The organism is Chromatium okenii (assembly GCF_002958735.1).
GTDB lineage: Bacteria > Pseudomonadota > Gammaproteobacteria > Chromatiales > Chromatiaceae > Chromatium > Chromatium okenii_A.
Window position 1 is genome coordinate 136,613 of record NZ_PPGH01000013.1, and the last position, 15,455, is coordinate 152,067.

20 protein-coding genes, 1 tRNA gene and 1 pseudogene are annotated in these 15,455 nt (G+C 46.8%); 9 read left to right on the forward strand and 13 right to left on the reverse strand.

From position 1 onward, the window contains the following. The first annotated feature begins 261 nt into the window (after nucleotides 1–261). The 5 genes from CXB77_RS02465 to CXB77_RS02490 all read left to right on the forward strand — a co-directional run bounded on the left by CXB77_RS02465 (nucleotide 262) and on the right by CXB77_RS02490 (nucleotide 3,370). A complete protein-coding gene (locus CXB77_RS02465; protein ID WP_105072661.1) occupies nucleotides 262–498 on the forward strand; it encodes a hypothetical protein in 237 nt (78 codons plus the stop codon). Nucleotides 499–910: 412 nt separating this feature from the next. Beyond that, complete coding sequence (locus tag CXB77_RS02475) at nucleotides 911–1,753, forward strand: KilA-N domain-containing protein (RefSeq protein WP_105072663.1); 843 nt, start codon at nucleotides 911–913, stop codon at nucleotides 1,751–1,753. A gap of 77 nt (nucleotides 1,754–1,830) precedes the next feature. Beyond that, nucleotides 1,831–2,760 (forward strand): DUF1566 domain-containing protein, encoded by a 930-nt coding sequence (locus CXB77_RS02480; RefSeq protein ID WP_146108651.1) that lies wholly within the window; start codon nucleotides 1,831–1,833, stop codon nucleotides 2,758–2,760. A gap of 98 nt (nucleotides 2,761–2,858) precedes the next feature. Continuing rightward, entirely contained in the window at nucleotides 2,859–3,092 is a 234-nt protein-coding gene (locus CXB77_RS02485) for a hypothetical protein (protein ID WP_105072665.1), read from the forward strand. Beyond that, the gene (locus tag CXB77_RS02490; RefSeq protein WP_105072666.1) at nucleotides 3,089–3,370 is read left to right on the forward strand and encodes a type II toxin-antitoxin system RelE/ParE family toxin; all 282 of its coding nucleotides are present in this window, start codon (nucleotides 3,089–3,091) and stop codon (nucleotides 3,368–3,370) included. The genes CXB77_RS02485 and CXB77_RS02490 overlap by 4 nt, the downstream gene beginning before the upstream one ends. A gap of 175 nt (nucleotides 3,371–3,545) precedes the next feature. Here CXB77_RS02490 and CXB77_RS24340 read toward each other — a convergent pair whose 3' ends face one another. The 8 genes from CXB77_RS24340 to CXB77_RS02515 form a co-directional block, all read right to left on the reverse strand. After that, nucleotides 3,546–3,677: a DUF599 family protein gene (locus CXB77_RS24340; RefSeq protein WP_172452495.1), complete on the reverse strand. Its 132-nt coding sequence runs from the start codon at nucleotides 3,675–3,677 to the stop codon at nucleotides 3,546–3,548. After that, nucleotides 3,674–4,039: a DUF599 family protein gene (locus CXB77_RS02500; protein ID WP_277949332.1), complete on the reverse strand. Its 366-nt coding sequence runs from the start codon at nucleotides 4,037–4,039 to the stop codon at nucleotides 3,674–3,676. Before CXB77_RS02500 ends, CXB77_RS24340 begins: the two co-directional genes overlap by 4 nt. 383 nt (nucleotides 4,040–4,422) lie before the next feature. Then, entirely contained in the window at nucleotides 4,423–4,818 is a 396-nt protein-coding gene (locus CXB77_RS20880; protein WP_242445365.1) for an SPFH domain-containing protein, read from the reverse strand. Beyond that, entirely contained in the window at nucleotides 4,815–4,940 is a 126-nt protein-coding gene (locus tag CXB77_RS22790) for a hypothetical protein (protein WP_277949330.1), read from the reverse strand. The genes CXB77_RS20880 and CXB77_RS22790 overlap by 4 nt, the downstream gene beginning before the upstream one ends. Before the next feature lie 64 nt (nucleotides 4,941–5,004). Continuing rightward, on the reverse strand, nucleotides 5,005–5,160 hold the full coding sequence (locus CXB77_RS20885) for a hypothetical protein (protein ID WP_242445366.1): 156 nt from the start codon (nucleotides 5,158–5,160) through the stop codon (nucleotides 5,005–5,007). A gap of 10 nt (nucleotides 5,161–5,170) precedes the next feature. Further along, entirely contained in the window at nucleotides 5,171–5,386 is a 216-nt protein-coding gene (locus CXB77_RS20890; RefSeq protein WP_242445367.1) for a hypothetical protein, read from the reverse strand. Nucleotides 5,387–5,516: 130 nt separating this feature from the next. Continuing rightward, nucleotides 5,517–6,164, reverse strand: a complete 648-nt coding sequence (locus CXB77_RS02510) for an SPFH domain-containing protein (RefSeq protein ID WP_242445368.1) — start codon at nucleotides 6,162–6,164, stop codon at nucleotides 5,517–5,519. Nucleotides 6,165–6,627: 463 nt separating this feature from the next. Beyond that, a tRNA-Ser gene (locus CXB77_RS02515) sits at nucleotides 6,628–6,717 on the reverse strand. A 369-nt stretch (nucleotides 6,718–7,086) separates the two neighbouring features. On the opposite strand from CXB77_RS02515, the gene dksA reads away from it, so the two are divergent. The 4 genes from dksA (at nucleotide 7,087) to CXB77_RS02535 (ending at nucleotide 10,075) form a co-directional block, all read left to right on the forward strand. Further along, complete coding sequence (gene dksA / locus CXB77_RS02520) at nucleotides 7,087–7,533, forward strand: RNA polymerase-binding protein DksA (RefSeq protein ID WP_105072669.1); 447 nt, start codon at nucleotides 7,087–7,089, stop codon at nucleotides 7,531–7,533. Between the two features lie 333 nt (nucleotides 7,534–7,866). Continuing rightward, nucleotides 7,867–8,781, forward strand: coding sequence for a tRNA glutamyl-Q(34) synthetase GluQRS (gluQRS, locus tag CXB77_RS02525; protein WP_105072670.1), 915 nt, complete (start codon nucleotides 7,867–7,869; stop codon nucleotides 8,779–8,781). 132 nt (nucleotides 8,782–8,913) lie between these two features. Then, nucleotides 8,914–9,459 (forward strand): cytochrome b, encoded by a 546-nt coding sequence (locus CXB77_RS02530; RefSeq protein WP_105072671.1) that lies wholly within the window; start codon nucleotides 8,914–8,916, stop codon nucleotides 9,457–9,459. A 118-nt stretch (nucleotides 9,460–9,577) separates the two neighbouring features. Then, nucleotides 9,578–10,075, forward strand: a complete 498-nt coding sequence (locus tag CXB77_RS02535) for an outer membrane protein assembly factor BamE (protein ID WP_105072695.1) — start codon at nucleotides 9,578–9,580, stop codon at nucleotides 10,073–10,075. Between the two features lie 27 nt (nucleotides 10,076–10,102). Here CXB77_RS02535 and CXB77_RS02540 read toward each other — a convergent pair whose 3' ends face one another. The 5 genes and pseudogenes from CXB77_RS02540 to CXB77_RS02560 form a co-directional block, all read right to left on the reverse strand. Beyond that, complete coding sequence (locus CXB77_RS02540) at nucleotides 10,103–10,537, reverse strand: type II toxin-antitoxin system RatA family toxin (RefSeq protein ID WP_105072672.1); 435 nt, start codon at nucleotides 10,535–10,537, stop codon at nucleotides 10,103–10,105. Nucleotides 10,538–10,623: 86 nt separating this feature from the next. Continuing rightward, the gene (gene glmM / locus CXB77_RS02545; protein ID WP_105072673.1) at nucleotides 10,624–11,958 is read right to left on the reverse strand and encodes a phosphoglucosamine mutase; all 1,335 of its coding nucleotides are present in this window, start codon (nucleotides 11,956–11,958) and stop codon (nucleotides 10,624–10,626) included. A gap of 3 nt (nucleotides 11,959–11,961) precedes the next feature. Continuing rightward, nucleotides 11,962–13,865, reverse strand: a pseudogene (gene ftsH / locus CXB77_RS02550) (ATP-dependent zinc metalloprotease FtsH). A gap of 84 nt (nucleotides 13,866–13,949) precedes the next feature. Continuing rightward, complete coding sequence (locus CXB77_RS02555; protein ID WP_105072674.1) at nucleotides 13,950–14,570, reverse strand: RlmE family RNA methyltransferase; 621 nt, start codon at nucleotides 14,568–14,570, stop codon at nucleotides 13,950–13,952. 9 nt (nucleotides 14,571–14,579) lie between these two features. Continuing rightward, nucleotides 14,580–15,380 (reverse strand): hypothetical protein, encoded by an 801-nt coding sequence (locus CXB77_RS02560; RefSeq protein ID WP_242445369.1) that lies wholly within the window; start codon nucleotides 15,378–15,380, stop codon nucleotides 14,580–14,582. Nucleotides 15,381–15,455 lie beyond the last annotated feature (75 nt).

Genomic DNA, 15,455 nt, shown 5'->3' on the forward strand with positions numbered 1-15,455 from the left:
TGAAAGTTCGGTGAAAAGCGGAGCCAATGTCGGCGTACAGGTCGCAGTGTCTGGCAGTGGTTGTGGCTGCTAAAAATGGTTGGTTGGGAGCGTTATTAAAAAATACTCCCGCCGGACGCATTGCCAATATTGTTTATGTCGGTATGGAAAACGCAAAAGTATTATTTAAGTTTGCGACCGGCGAACTCAGCGGTGAAGAAGCCCTTGATGCAGCGGGCAATGTCAGTTGCAGCGCAATTGGCGGTTTAATGGGCGCAGGTTATGGCATGGCAAGGCGCGGCATTGGGCGCGATTTTTGGCCCAATTGGTATCGCAGTCGGCGGTTTTGTTGGCGGCGTGGTCGGCGGCATGGCGGGCAGCACCATTGGCGAGGCAGTTTATGCCGGCGGTAAAGCAATTGTTAAAACTGCGGTGAGTGTGATGAAAAGTATTGCAGAAGGCGTTAAAAACGTGGTGACCAGCGTTGCCAGCGCACTCAATCCGTTGAATTGGTTTTGAGATAAAAACCTATTTTATTGATGACAAAAAAGATGATGCAGTGAATTAAATAATATGGAGATTGTGCGGCGATGAAATTGTGGTTGATTTCGTAGTTGACATTGGTGCGCTGAAGTGAATGTGGCACTTTAAGAAAAAATAAACCACAGACTTGACTCAATTAGCTTTCAGATATAACCTGAATTCACCGTCAACATGACGGTCGGGATTAGTCTCCTGATGTATTGGCGGACATCCGCCGCGCAACGCGGTTTTTTTATGTCTGTCGCATTGACTCCCAGTTTTCATGGTGTAGGACGTGCGGGGAGCTGCAAGGCTCGCCGGTTCCAGTACTCGGTAGACTAACCCGCACTCCTGCCCGCCCCGATTAGTCTCGGAGTTGGCGGTTTATCCGCAGTTACTGGAGTTTTTTATGCCCAACCTCACTACTCCCACCATCACCATCGGCGAGATTTCGATCCGTCAGGATGCTGAAGGGCGCTATAGCCTCAACGATCTACACAAGGCATCCGGTGGTATGAAAATCCATCAACCAAGCAATTGGCTGGCAAATCAGCAGACAAAAGACCTGATTGCTGAATTGTCTAAGCCATTGAATTTACTCACTCCTGAAAATCTAGGACTGGAACAAAATCAACCAGTTAAGGTTATCAACGGCGGCAGTAAGCCCGGCACCTACGTCGTGCGTGAACTGGTCTATGCCTACGCCATGTGGATCAGCGCTGCGTTTCACCTACAGGTTATTCGCACCTTTGATGCAGTTGTCACAGGCGCATTGCAACCACTTACACCTGCATTGCTTTATCAACCAGCAATTGAGATTCAGATTTTTGAATCCGCTATTCGGGAATTGCGCGTTTCAGAAACCAGCAAGATTCGGATGTACGCTGCTTTTTGTAAAAGCAAAGACATCAATTCCGATTTTCTGCCGGATTATGTGAATGAACCACAGGTGAAGGCGATTACATCTCTGCTCAAGGACATGAGTAATCCGCTGTATCATCACGTCGCCAAGCTGGTTAATCCGGCATTGGAAGCAATGGGAATTTTGGAACGGCTGTCACGCAAAAGCACTGGCAATAAAATCAAGCAGTTTTGGAGTTTGACGGAAGAAGGTTTGCAATACGGGCGCAATGAAACCAGCCCGAATAATCCCCGCGAGACGCAACCGCTGTTTTTCGTTAATTGCTTTCCTCAATTATTGATGCGATTAGAAGCGCATCGCGCTGGTAAACTACTACCGCCTGCGCAATAAAGCAGCATTTGTCGATTGGGTTGCCAATAGCAGCAACCCAATTGACGATTGGAACCATTCATTTCGGAGATGCGTTTATGCCCAAAATCATCAAGTTTGATCTGCCAATTGACGGCATCAGAGCGAAGAATATCGAGGAAATCCGCGAGCATTTTACGCTGGAAATTCTCGCGCATTATCGCAGCAGATTGTTGGGAAAATGGCTGGCGGTGCGCAAATTGAATACCGAATTGGAAGCGTTACAGGCAATTGACACCAGCGATGACGATCAAACAGTATTCAAACGCTTGTGCGAGATTTTCGCCGTTGAAGCGGATGATGCCGTGATTGCGGTTTTGTTTAATGATCCTACGCCTAAATTCGGTTTGAACATTGCGGAAGTGGTTACGCATAGCGAGACCGATAACCAAGCGATTGATTTTGCGGAATTGCTGCCGATTCAAGCCAACGCAGTTAAACTATTTAAGAATCGGGTTCTTTTTTTGGATACGCTCGAATCTTTAGACAACATGACGCTTACTTTAGAAGTAAACGACGGCGCGTTGATTTTCAAAGATTGCTCCATTGGCTCATCCATTATTAACGGGCGCTATCGTGATTTAGGCAATGGCATAGTGCTAGATATTAAAACCGATTTGCAATGGATGCGCTGCGCTTTGGGGCAAACTTGGACAGGTGAGACTTGCAACGGAGAAGCGAAAAAATACAACTGGGATGAAGCACATTCAGCAGTCAACGAATTGAATCAACACGGCGGATATGCCGGACACAGCGATTGGCGCTTGCCGTCAATTGATGAATTAAAAACGCTGATAGTCAAAGATCAAAAACCGGCTATTGATCAACAGGCTTTTCCCAATACGCCGAAGTGGTGGTTTTGGTCGGGTTCTCTCCATCATGCCAGCTATTCGGACTTCGCATGGTATGTGGTTTTCAGCAGTGGCGTCGCCTACAACTGCGGTCGGAACAGCGACGGCCACGTTCGCCTCGTTCGCGGCGGACAGTGATTTTGATCTTTTTGATTCTTTAATAAAACCGCATTTCTTTGATAAAAAAAGGGAATGCAGGTTGATTTAGAAATCGCATAAAAAATGAGGTTTTGAATATGTCGGCACTAATGACTTTGGATCAAGCACTTGAAACGGTATTGCAATTGCCATGCGAGCAACAAGAAATGCTGGTGCAGATTTTACAACTGCGCCAAATTGAAATACGCCGCGCTGAAATTGCTGCTGAGGCACAATATGCCGTTAATTCTTTTTATGCAGGTCAATTGCAAGCCAGTTCTGCGGAAGCTGCAATCGCGCAACTACATCAATTTATCGCGCAAGACGAATGAGAAAAATCGTTATCACTCCAAAGTTTCAACGCGCATATCGAAAAGTGACAAAGCGTGATTCTGCACTACAAATTCATCTTGATGATGTCATTCTTATGATGCAACGCGATGTTTTTGCACCGTCATTAGGTACACACAAATTGAGTGGTGCTTTGGCAGGACTATGGGCTTGCACCTGTGGTTATGATTGTCGTCTGATTTTCAAATTGGAAAAAGATTCAGAAAGCTGTGAAGTGATTTTGCTATTAGATATTGGCAATCACAATGAAGTGTACTAACTCCGTACTGGAACATCACTAGCGTGGATTTCTACTATGGCAGAGCAGATAGCACCCACGTTCGCGGCGGACGGTGATTTTGATATTTTTGATTCTTTAATAAAACCGAATTCCTTGATAAAAGGAATGCAGTGCTGATTGAAATAGCTAAAATAATTTAAAATAACCAGCGAAATTATGGCAATTGCTGATCTGTATCTAAAGAATTATGGAAATCAAAACGATATAGCAGCCACAACACAATAAACACTCCAACAAGAAACCAATCTGGACCAATAATCCACAGTGTAAACGGCGTTGCAATCAAGAAAATACGTGTGCCGTTATGATATTGATTCCAGCCAAATTAAGTACGTTAGAGACAACAAGATCAGCATCGCCTTCAAAATAATTCGCTGGCAAATTGATGAGAAAACCACTCTGGTTGTAGTAACGTAATGCCAACGAAAAATGTAAAAACGCATTAAAAAATACGCCAGCCAATGCCAGCAATTTTAGTTTGATCAATAAATCAGAAACTGGTGGAAAAAAACTTAATGCTTGAGATAACGCATAGATTTTTTCACTGGTAAAACTCACTTGCATTATACCTAAACCAATCACCATTGATGTTGATGCAAATAACGTTGCTGACATCACCCAATTGCGCATTGTTTGAATTGCAAGAATATCTTTATCTTTTCACGCAGCGTTTTTACCCAAGCATGACGAAGATAACTAGACCGTCCGCGATGTGTTTGGTGTGGTGTATGGCGCAGAATCCAACTGAGATAAACATGATAACCTGTCAGCAATAATAGACCTATTGCATCAATTATCATTGCCCAAGGATGATATAGCAACGCAGAAATAGAAAAACTTGACATAAAAATGCTCAAATCGACCGTACACTTAAACTCAGTGCTAAAACTAAAGCTGCACTAGAATCTCCGAATTGGCTGGCAATACTTCAACTGTCGCACCGGAATGAATAAGCTGCTCGGTTTCCATCACATTCATTACTGCATCAAGCACTTCAGGGTCTTGACCAGCAATTGCATTGAGTGCCGCTCCTACAATTTCAGGTCGCGTTGCGCAGCTTCAGCCATCTGTTGCGATACTTTAAATGCTGTTTCGCTTTTAATTAAACCAACACGATTATCGCCATCTTGTTTCATTGCGCTTGTCACCTGCACTAAACGTTTTACAACTTTGTCAGTAATGTTATTGACCATTTGCCGATCAGTAAATGCAACCTTGCGAATATACACCGAACCCAATTGATAACCCCATTGCTCTGATAACGGCGACACCGTAGCGCGAACGCGCCGACTCAATTGATGACGATCTTCCAACATCTTATCCATTTCTAAATTGCTCAACGTTGAAATCGTCGAACTTGCAACATTTGCTTGCAATGACGCATCAGGATTCGCATTGCGAAATAAATATGCAACTGGATCGCTCACACGCATTTCATACCAAATGCCACACCCATTGGCGTTCCTTCTTCAGAATTCACCATTTGATCTCGCAAATAATGCTGGCGCAAACTGGTTGAAACACGATAACGCTTGCCGAAAAATGGCACTAATAACGCTTTAGACCAAAATAACCCAACGGAAAGCGCAATCCTGGTTCCGTTAATGTACCAATTACTTGCCGAATAGTGTAAACACTTGCGCTTCACATTCTTTAACAATCGCATACAGTCCTAATGATCGTGCGATTGCTAATAATAGCGGAATGTATACAAGACCGAGAATAAACGAGATCATCATGCTGAATGAATCATCAACGTCAAATAACATTGCATCTCTCCTATGGAACTTTAAATAATCTATTATTATTACCAGTAGTGCGAATAATACGTTTCGCTCTTCCCAGCAAAGGTACGCGCAAATTGCGTAAATAGGCACTTAATGCCGCAGAACCACCAGTTGCTTTAATTCGTGCCAGCGTTTGCGCCAATTCTTTTAATGGTGCTACCTCAGCTTGAGCGTTGTTTCTAGCGATTTCAACGGCGCGTTTACTCATGGTAATTTGCTGCTCGGCATCAGCGCGAGCAGTGCTAATATCAGCAGCAACTTGATTGCGTGTTGTGTTAATTGCCGATAATGCCCGATCTACTTCTTGCGGTGGATCAATTTGGTAATCAGTGCTGCATCTAACTCAATGCCATAACGGGCACTGGTGCAATGACATGTTGTTCCATATAAGCATTAAGTAGCGGTAAATTTTTGCGCAAGTCATTGATTGAAACACCTTCAGCCAATTCAACTTGATTCGTGCTAAGGTCATTATTTGCGACTAAAGGTTGTCCACGCGGATCAACAAATGTCGCAATTCGTTCCCGCAATACAGAAATAAAATAACCCATCACATGCTCTAATGGACTATCCACGCCAAAGCAATAGGCATATAGATTATTCTCAGCGACACGAAATCGAATCTGACCACCAACACCAGTGGTAAGATTATCTTTTGTAACCGCCTCAACAGTGTGTTGAGTTTTAGTTGGATCCCAAGTCAAATCAACTGCTTCAGTGACAACACGCACTCGATGTACTTCTTGCCACGGCCACTTAAAGTAAGGACCACCGGGATTGATAATACGCAAACGTGGTACTTGATAACGAGCCATTTCTTCATCGCTAAGACTGGCATCTTTTACCATCAATTTGCCGAGCCGTTGGGCGCGACCAAATGCAGTGAGTATTGCCCGCTCATCAGGTTTAACGGTATAGAAAGCACGAATCAATACCCGGTAAACTAAGAAGGTAAACACACCGAGCAAAAAACTCGAAATAAACATTTATAGCTCCTGTTCATTTGCTAGAATTTGTTAACCGCATAGGGTATGTTGTGCGCTTCAATTCGCATTCTGTCAAGTGAAAAGTTGTAAACTCTAATTGAAATTATTAAGTCTACGACAGATAAACTGACCGCAACAATTGTTGGCGCTACCAACAAGGCGGTATTGAGACCGCAGCGTATTAGCCAATTCTGAATTGTGTAAATATCCGCTCGAAAAAACAGCAACGCGTCTGCGTCTATTGCGGAGCGCAAAAGATGCCATTAGTAATAAAATGATGGTGATGCTTACGCGAACGCTTGAAAATCAATCTGTATGCGATTGTTTGAAGCGTATTTTAATAGGGATAGTGCGCGGGTAACAGCGTATAGGTAGCGGTTACTTCTTAAGTATTCCGATGTTTTGAGGTGGTCTTGCGAGTTATTCAATACTTCTTATTCTTGATAAGAAGTAATTTAGTTTTTGGCGGAGAGGGTGGGATTCGAACCCACGGAAGGCTTGCGCCTTCTCTTGATTTCGAGTCAAGCCCATTCGGCCACTCTGGCACCTCTCCAATAGTGACGACTCAAATTAGACAAACTCTAAAGTGATTTGCTTTTTTTATTCACTTTGAAGCTCTTTAACGCAAGTCGGGCGCGTATTATAATTTTGCGGCTGCCCCTTGTCCACACAAATCTTTAAATGATTGATTTTTATATGGTAGCAACCATCGTATAAATAAAGTTTCAATTAAATCAGTTGTTTGAAATTCAAGCTGCGTTATTCCTAAATTAAAGTCAAATTCGTACCGATATACGGTTTTCAGTTGCTCCTTTGACCTATATCTGATATCTAAGGGCGTTTTTTGTGACGACCACCTGCGGCATAACCTCCACGGTCGGATGGTCAGCATTCCACGAGTAGCATCTTCGGGAGAAATGAAATGGCCGAAGCAAAGGTACACGCACAAGCTCAAGAGGCAGTGACATTAGGATTTAAACCCTACATTCTCAATGCTGATGAGGAATACATGAACCCCGCGCAGGAGGAACATTTTCGTGGTCTTCTGCTGTCGTGGAAGCAATCGTTGATGGAAGAGGTTGATCGCACCGTGCATCACATGCAGGACGACGCAACTAATTTTCCTGATCCCAACGATCGCGCCACGCAAGAATCCGAGTTTAGTCTCGAGCTGCGCACCCGCGACCGCGAACGTAAACTCATCAAAAAAATTGATGAAGCCATCGACCGCATCAACGAACACGATTACGGTTATTGCGAAGCCTGTGGCGTAGAAATTGGCATCCGTCGCCTCGAAGCCCGCCCAACCGCGACGCTGTGCATTGACTGTAAAACGCTCGACGAAATCCGCGAAAAACAACGCGGTTGATGCATAGTACTCAATAACCTACTAATTTTTACCATTTGCTACTAATCACTGGTTTGACATCATCGCCACATCATGGTTAGTATTTTTATAACAACGTGTACCTTATGGCGATAACCAAGCCCGCGTTGTTAATTGAGCTCTTTAATAAGTTCGAGTATGCGGTAACACGAGTTGTTAGCGTAAAACTTGAAACACATCTTAAGAGTTAGAGCACGAAGTGTTTATTTCGTGCCTTGGTAGATACATCCGACAACGCCGGTTACGGATCAAGTTGTCGCAGTTAACGAAAGTTAAGAAAAATGTATCGGTTAATCCCTATTTTACCTATTGCCCATGCTCGGATCGGCGACTACCACCATCCGAGCACACTATCGAGGACGATTTGCGTCCTTACCAACCGGCAATCTTCATTTCGGTTCACTGTTCACCGCCGTCGCCAGCTATGCCGACGCCCGCGCTCACGGCGGTCTTTGGTTGCTGCGGATTGAAGATTTGGATCGTACCCGCGCAGTCCCTGGCGCAGCAGCGCACCTCATCCACACATTACAAGCCTTTGGTTTTATTTGGGATGAACCGATTATCTTTCAGCGCGACCGCACCGTAGTTTATCAATCTGCACTCGCGCAACTTACTGCGCAAGGTTTAACTTATCCGTGCAGCTGTAGCCGCTCCAACATCGCACAACAAGCACAATTTGGCATTGACGGAGCAATTTATCCTGGCATCTGTCGGCATGGTTTTCGCGCTGGCGCTCAACCACGCACCATACGTTTGCGCACCACCGCGCCAGCGGTTCGCTTTATTGATCGCATTCAGGGACAACGGACGCAACATATTGAAAAAGAAGTGGGTGATTTCGTGCTGCGCCGAGCTGATGGCATTCACGCCTATCAACTTGCAGTCGTGGTCGATGACGCAGCGCAAGGCATTACGCACATCGTGCGCGGCGCTGATTTACTGATTTCCACGCCGCGCCAATTGTTGTTGCAGCAATTTTTGGGGTTGGCGCAACCCAATTACGCGCATCTGCCGCTGATCGTAGACGCAGACGGACGTAAATTGAGCAAATCACTTACTGCTGCGCCGGTTGATCCTGCGTATCCGCTGCCGATTCTTCACCACATTTGGCAGTTGCTCAATCAAGAACCACTTCCGATAACGACATCAGTGACGGCATTTTGGCAACAAGCAATCAGACATTGGCAATGTGCACGAATATCTCCATATTCGACATTGCACATTGATTAAAAGCGCAGCGGTCACTTTTTTTCATCCGGCACAGCGTCAGATTTGAGTATCATAGTGCGCGGTTCGTACCAAACCAAGGTAGCTTGTCACTGTTACTACTTCATTCACATTTGTTACTAGGAGGATAGAATTTTGGAACGCTATAGTTTATTGCAACGCCTTTTACACTGGATCATTGCGCTAATGGTTTTTGGGCTATTAGCTGTGGGTTTAACGTTCATGGCGCTTGAAGATGAAGGAATGAAAAGCGTGTTTGGCGAAGAAATAACTGCCACGCTATTCAAAGTGCACATGACTTTCGGAATCCTGTTATTAGTGCTAATGATTGTGCGCATTATGCTGCGGTTTATGCAACCAACACCAGCTTATAATCCGCCATTAGTTGGAATTGAGGCTTTGATTGGTAAAGGCATCCATTTATTGCTGTATATTTTATTGATTGGATTGCCCATTGGTGGCTGGCTGGCGACTTCTGCTGAAAATATGCCAGTACAGTTTTTCAATATGACACTACCAAGTCTACTTGCCCCAAATCCAGAATTAGCACACACCCTATTTGAATTTCACGGTTTAGGTGGTGTCGCAGTGCTATTACTGGTGCTGGTGCATGTTGCTGCGGCACTTAAACATTGGTTGATTATGAAAGACAATATGATGAATCGCATTAGTCTGCCGTAACTGCCATTGTTTTTTGTGTTTGCCCGCTCATTACGAGCGGGCATATTTTATAGTTTACAAAATCGCATCACCATTCAATCATATCTACTTAAATTCAGAATCTTATACATTGAGCAATATGCAACAGATTTTTCGTTTATTAGTCACTGGTGCTTTAGTTATTTTTTTCAGTGCCGGTTGTGCACAGGAACAAAAACCAGCAGATTATCAAGGTTCTGTTCTGGAAAGTTTACCCTTTGTTTATAAAATGACTGTGCAGCAAGGTAATATCTTGACAGAAGAAATGGTCGATAGCCTCACGCTCGGCATGAATAAACGCCAAGTTAATTTCTTGCTTGGGACGCCATTACTGACTGATTTTTTTCATCAAGATCGTTGGGATTATGCTTATAGCATTCAGCGTGGTCATCAAGCACCTGAAAAACATTCATTGACGTTGTATTTCAAAGATGATGCGTTGGTGCGGATTGAAGGTGATCTCAAACCAAATGCACAACGCGCTGCCGCACATGCAAATGAAGTTAAAGATAGTGTGGTAACCGTGCCCGATTATCAGGCACAGCAAGGATTGATCACGCGGGGTTTAAAAGCGATAGGGTTGGAGCCCAAACAATGAAGAATAGTGTGTAAAAATACCGCTCCATCACTTGTGGTAAACTTCATCGGCACGTTTACAAAACGCATCAACCAGTGAATTAGCAATTTGATTAAATACCGTACCAAATGCTTTGTCAATTAAGCGCCCAGAAAACTCAAAATCTAATTCAAGTTCAACCTTTGACGCATTGGCGCGTAATTCAGTGAAATGCCACGCACCAACTAATTTGCGAAAAGGTCCATCTAATAAGTCAATACTCATGCGCCGGTCGCGTTCATAGCGATTACAAGTACTGAATGATTGATGAATTCCTAAACGAGAAATTTCAATTAACCCACAGATTTGTTCGTCAGTTTCAGAGAGCACTCGTGAACTGTGACACCAAGGTAAAAAACGTGGATATGAACTGACGTCATAAACCAGATTAAACATCTGTGATGCAGAATAGGGAACTAGCGCACTTTTTTTGACAATAGCCACAACAAACCCAATTGATTCAGAATAATTTTCAATCGAAATGACTGTTGATTTAGATCAATAGTCTTGGTGATTACCGCAATTGGTTTTTATGTACCAATTTGTTCACGCACTGCTGCCGCCAGCCATTCTGCCAGCCGTTTCACTTGTGCTGCGTCCACGCCCTCAACCATCACGCGCACCAGCGGTTCCGTCCCCGAAGGTCGCAGCAAAACCCGACCCGTTCCCGCTAATTCCTGTTCCGCAGTGGCAACCGCTGCCTGAATTGCAGGTAAATCAACGATGTTGCGCTGCACATTCAGCCGCACATTAATCAATTCCTGCGGGTAGCGTTCAACCTCAGCGCCAAGATCAGCAAGCGTGGTTTCAAGCCTCGCCAGCGCCGCAAGTACTTGAAGTGAGGCGATAATGCCGTCGCCAGTCGTGGTGCGATCACGGCAGATGATGTGACCGGACGGTTCGCCGCCGAGGACACCATCGGCGCGTTTGAGCTGCTCCATGATGTAGCGGTCGCCAACTTTGGTGCGGGTAAAACCGATGTTGAGTCGTTTGAGCGCGTGCTCAAAACCCAGATTGCTCATCAGCGTGCCGACCACGTCGCCGCGCAATGCGCCAGCAAGTTGCCGAGATTTTGCAATGATATAAAGGAGTTGGTCACCATCAAGCAAATTGCCGCGAGCATCGGACATCAACACGCGGTCGCCGTCACCGTCAAAAGCAATGCCGAGATCAGCGCCTTCGGCAATCACCGTGCGGCAGAGCGTGTCGGGTTTGGTGGAGCCGAGATCGCGGTTGATATTGAAGCCGTCAGGTTCAGTGCCGAGCCGCACCACTGTTGCACCTAGTTCTTCAAACACGTAAGGCGCAGTGTTGTAAGTCGCACCGTTCGCGCAATCGACGACGATTTTTAATCCGCGAAAATTCAGCGCCGCCGGAATGGTGCTTTTGCAAAATTCGATATAACGCCCGTTGGCATCTTCCACGCGCTGCACTTTACCGAGCGCACTCGAATCAACAGTACGCAGCGGTTGATTCAATTCAGTTTCAATCGCCAATTCCACCTCATCAGGCAGCTTGTCGCCCTCAGCGGAAAAAAACTTGATGCCATTGTCTTGATAAGGATTGTGCGACGCGGTGATGACGATGCCGGCGCTGGCGCGAAAGGTGCGCGTGAGATAGGCAACGCCCGGCGTGGTCATCGGTCCAAGCAGCCGCACGTTGACGCCAGCGGCGACCAATCCGGCCTCCAGCGCCGATTCAAACATGTAGCCAGATAGCCGCGTATCCTTGCCGATCAATATCTTACCGCGACCTTTACCGAGCACTTGACCCGCCGCCCAGCCCAGTTTGAGCACGAAATCCGGCGTGATGTAGCCCTCGCCAACCCGTCCACGAATCCCATCAGTGCCAAAATAATGACGCATGATTTAGTGCTCTCCTGCTGGGTGAGCAAGCGGCTCGGCGTTCGCAGCATGATGGTCGTGAGGTTGGCGCGAGTGAATTGAATCGCCGTCATCTTCCCAATCTTTCGGTGGACGCGGCGTCCGTCCATTCATAATGTCATCAATTTGATGCGCATCAATGGTTTCATATTTCATTAACGCATCGACCATTGCGTGCAAATAAACCATGTTATCGAGCAGGATTTGGCGGGCGCGTTCATAATTGCGTTCAACAAGATGACGGATTTCTTCATCAATAATATGCGTCGTTTCGTCCGATACACTTTTATGCTGCGTTACCGAATGACCGAGAAACACTTCTTGCTGTTCATCGCTATAGGTTAATGGTCCCAACTTATCCGATAAACCCCATTTCGTGACCATATTGCGGGCGATTTCAGTGGCGCGATGAATATCATTTTGTGCGCCAGTGGTCACGCTCTCTGCGCCATAAACTAATTCTTCCGCCAAGCGCCCACCGAATAGCCCTGAAATGCTGCTTTCCAATCGCTGTTTGCTATAACTAAACCGATCGCCTTCCGGCAAAAACAGTGTCACACCGAGCGCCCGTCCGCGTGGAATAATGCTGACTTTGTGCACCGGATCATGCGCAGGCACGAGCCGTCCAACGATGACGTGACCCGCCTCGTGATAGGCAGTCAGTTTCTTCTCAGCATCCGACATCACCATCGAACGCCGCTCAGTGCCCATCATAATTTTGTCTTTAGCTTTCTCCATGTCACTCATTTCTACCAATTTTTTTTGGCGCGAGCGGCAAACAGCGCAGCTTCATTGATGAGATTGGCGAGATCAGCGCCAGAAAATCCCGGCGTTCCCCGCGCCAAAATCGACGCCCGCACATCTTCTGCTGCCGGAATTTTGCGCATGTGCACTTTCAAAATCTGCTCACGCCCGCGCACATCCGGCAAACCTACAACTACTTGCCGATCAAAGCGCCCCGGTCGCAGCAGCGCTGGATCGAGCACGTCGGGGCGATTGGTCGCCGCAATCACAATCACGCCCTCATTGCCTTCAAAACCGTCCATTTCCACCAATAATTGATTCAGCGTCTGCTCGCGTTCATCGTGACCGCCGCCGAGACCTGCGCCGCGATGCCGTCCCACTGCGTCGATTTCATCAATGAAAATAATGCAGGGCGCACTTTTTTTCGCTTGTTCAAACATATCGCGCACCCGTGACGCGCCCACGCCGACGAACATTTCTACGAAATCGGAGCCAGAAATGTTGAAAAATGGCACCTTCGCTTCGCCCGCAATCGCTCGCGCCAATAAGGTTTTACCGGTTCCGGGCGGTCCGACCATCAACACGCCTTTGGGAATTTTGCCGCCGAGCTTTTGAAATCGGCTGGGATCGCGCAAGAAATCGACCATTTCGACGACTTCTTCTTTAGCTTCTTCTGCGCCAGCAACATCCTGAAATGTCACTTTAATTTGATCTTCAGACAGCAATCGCGCTCGACTTTTACCAAATGACATCGCGCCGCGTCCGCCAGCACCGCCCTGCATCTGCCGCATGAACACGATCCACACGACAATTAAAAGCAATAGCGGAAACCAGTTAATTAGCAATTGCATCAGAATAGATTGCTTTTCCGGTGGTTCGGCTTTAATTACGACGTTGTTATTTAAAAGATCGCCGACTAAACCATCATCGCCGGGGCTATAGGTTTTAAAACGTTGACCGGAAGTGGTGACGCCTTCAATTAAACGTCCTTGAATCATCACTTCGCGCACGGTGTCCTGTTTTACCTGCGCGATAAAATCAGAATAGTTCAAATTGCGCGGCAGCGTTTTGGTAGTGGTGAAATTATTAAAAACAGACATCAGTACAATGGCGATAACCAGCCATAGCAATAAATTTTTAGCCATATCACTCACAGCATTTAATCCCTGTTAATTGTCGATTGACGCTATTGTGTTGAAATGAAAATGCAGAATCGAGCGCCGTTAGTGTTAACGATGAAACTCGCGTGCTACCAAATAAACTTCGCGGCTTTCAGCGCGAGAGGCGTGCGGTTTACGACTATTCACGCGGCGAAAATGCTGGCGCAATTCACGCAAAAACGCATCAAAACCTTCACCTTGAAATGCTTTTAACACCAGCGTTCCACCGGGCTTCAACTGTTCCTGCGCCAGTTCCAGCGCCAGCTCCAGCAGATACACGCCTCGCGCTTGATCGGTCACTGCGGTGCCCGTGATGTTGGGCGACATGTCCGATAACACCACATCCAACTGTTGCGTTCCAATCAGATCGCGCAGCTGCGCCAGCACAGTATCTTCCCGAAAATCACCCTGCAATATGGTGACGCCGGCGAGCGGCTCCATCAGCAACAGATCAAGCGCGATAACGCAGCCGCTGGCGCCGACCAAACGGCTGGCAATTTGCGACCAACTGCCCGGCGCTGCACCAAGATCAAGAACGCGAATGCCGGAGCGGAAAATTCGATCTTTCTCTTGGATTTCCAACAGTTTATAAGCTGCTCGCGAGCGATAACCGTCACGCAGCGATTGTTTAACGTAGGGATCGTTGACGTGGCGGTCGAGCCAGCGCCGACTGGATTTACTTTTTGCCATCAGTTTGGCTCACAGATCGCTGACCCACGACAGCCGGAACAGCTCCAGCGTCATTCCCGCGAGACCGCCGCCGACCAAACCGCCGAGGATCGCTTGCGGCAGTTGAGCGTGCATGGCGAGGCTGGCGGTTTGCCACAGGCTGCCGTCGCTGTCCATCAATGGGCCGCTTACCATCCACACACTGCCTGCTGCGACCATCGCCAACAGCGCCATGATTGCCGTTTCAATGAGATAGCAGGGATAATTGGTGTGAAATAACCGCTGTAGCAGTGCGACCCAGCCGCGCAGACTTAACACATACAGCAAACCATTAAGGCTGACCAATACCGCCAGCGCGAGAAATAGTGAAACTGGTGTCATTTGCCAAAATTCTAGCAACATCAGCAAACTACCGCCCAATGCGCCAGCGACTAAACCCGACATTGCTTTGGCGCCGACGTGTGTTGAACAGCGGGTAGGAAAATGAATGGTGAGACCAGCGGCAGTGGCAACCACGCCAGTAATCACGATGGTTGGAATAAACGCCGATTGTTCGCCTAACAGAATCAACAGCACCACACCCACGCCTGCGCCAATACCAGAGCTGATGAGCGATAGTTCGCGGGCGCCATACAGCACGGCAGTGCTGGTTCCGGTCACAGTGGCAGCGATGATGTAAGTGGTTGAACCGAAACCAAATCCTTTCAACAGTTCAGCAAGTCCGGTAAAGAGCGGGGCATAAATCATCCCGTACATGCTCCAAATGATTCCGCGAATCAAGGCGAGTCGCCATCGAGATATTTCCACTGGATCAGTTGGTTCCTGAAGCATTTGACGGCGTTCAAATCGAGTTGAAGTTGTCTCTGGAATGGTCATAATTTTTTGAACATACAATGAAAAACGGGG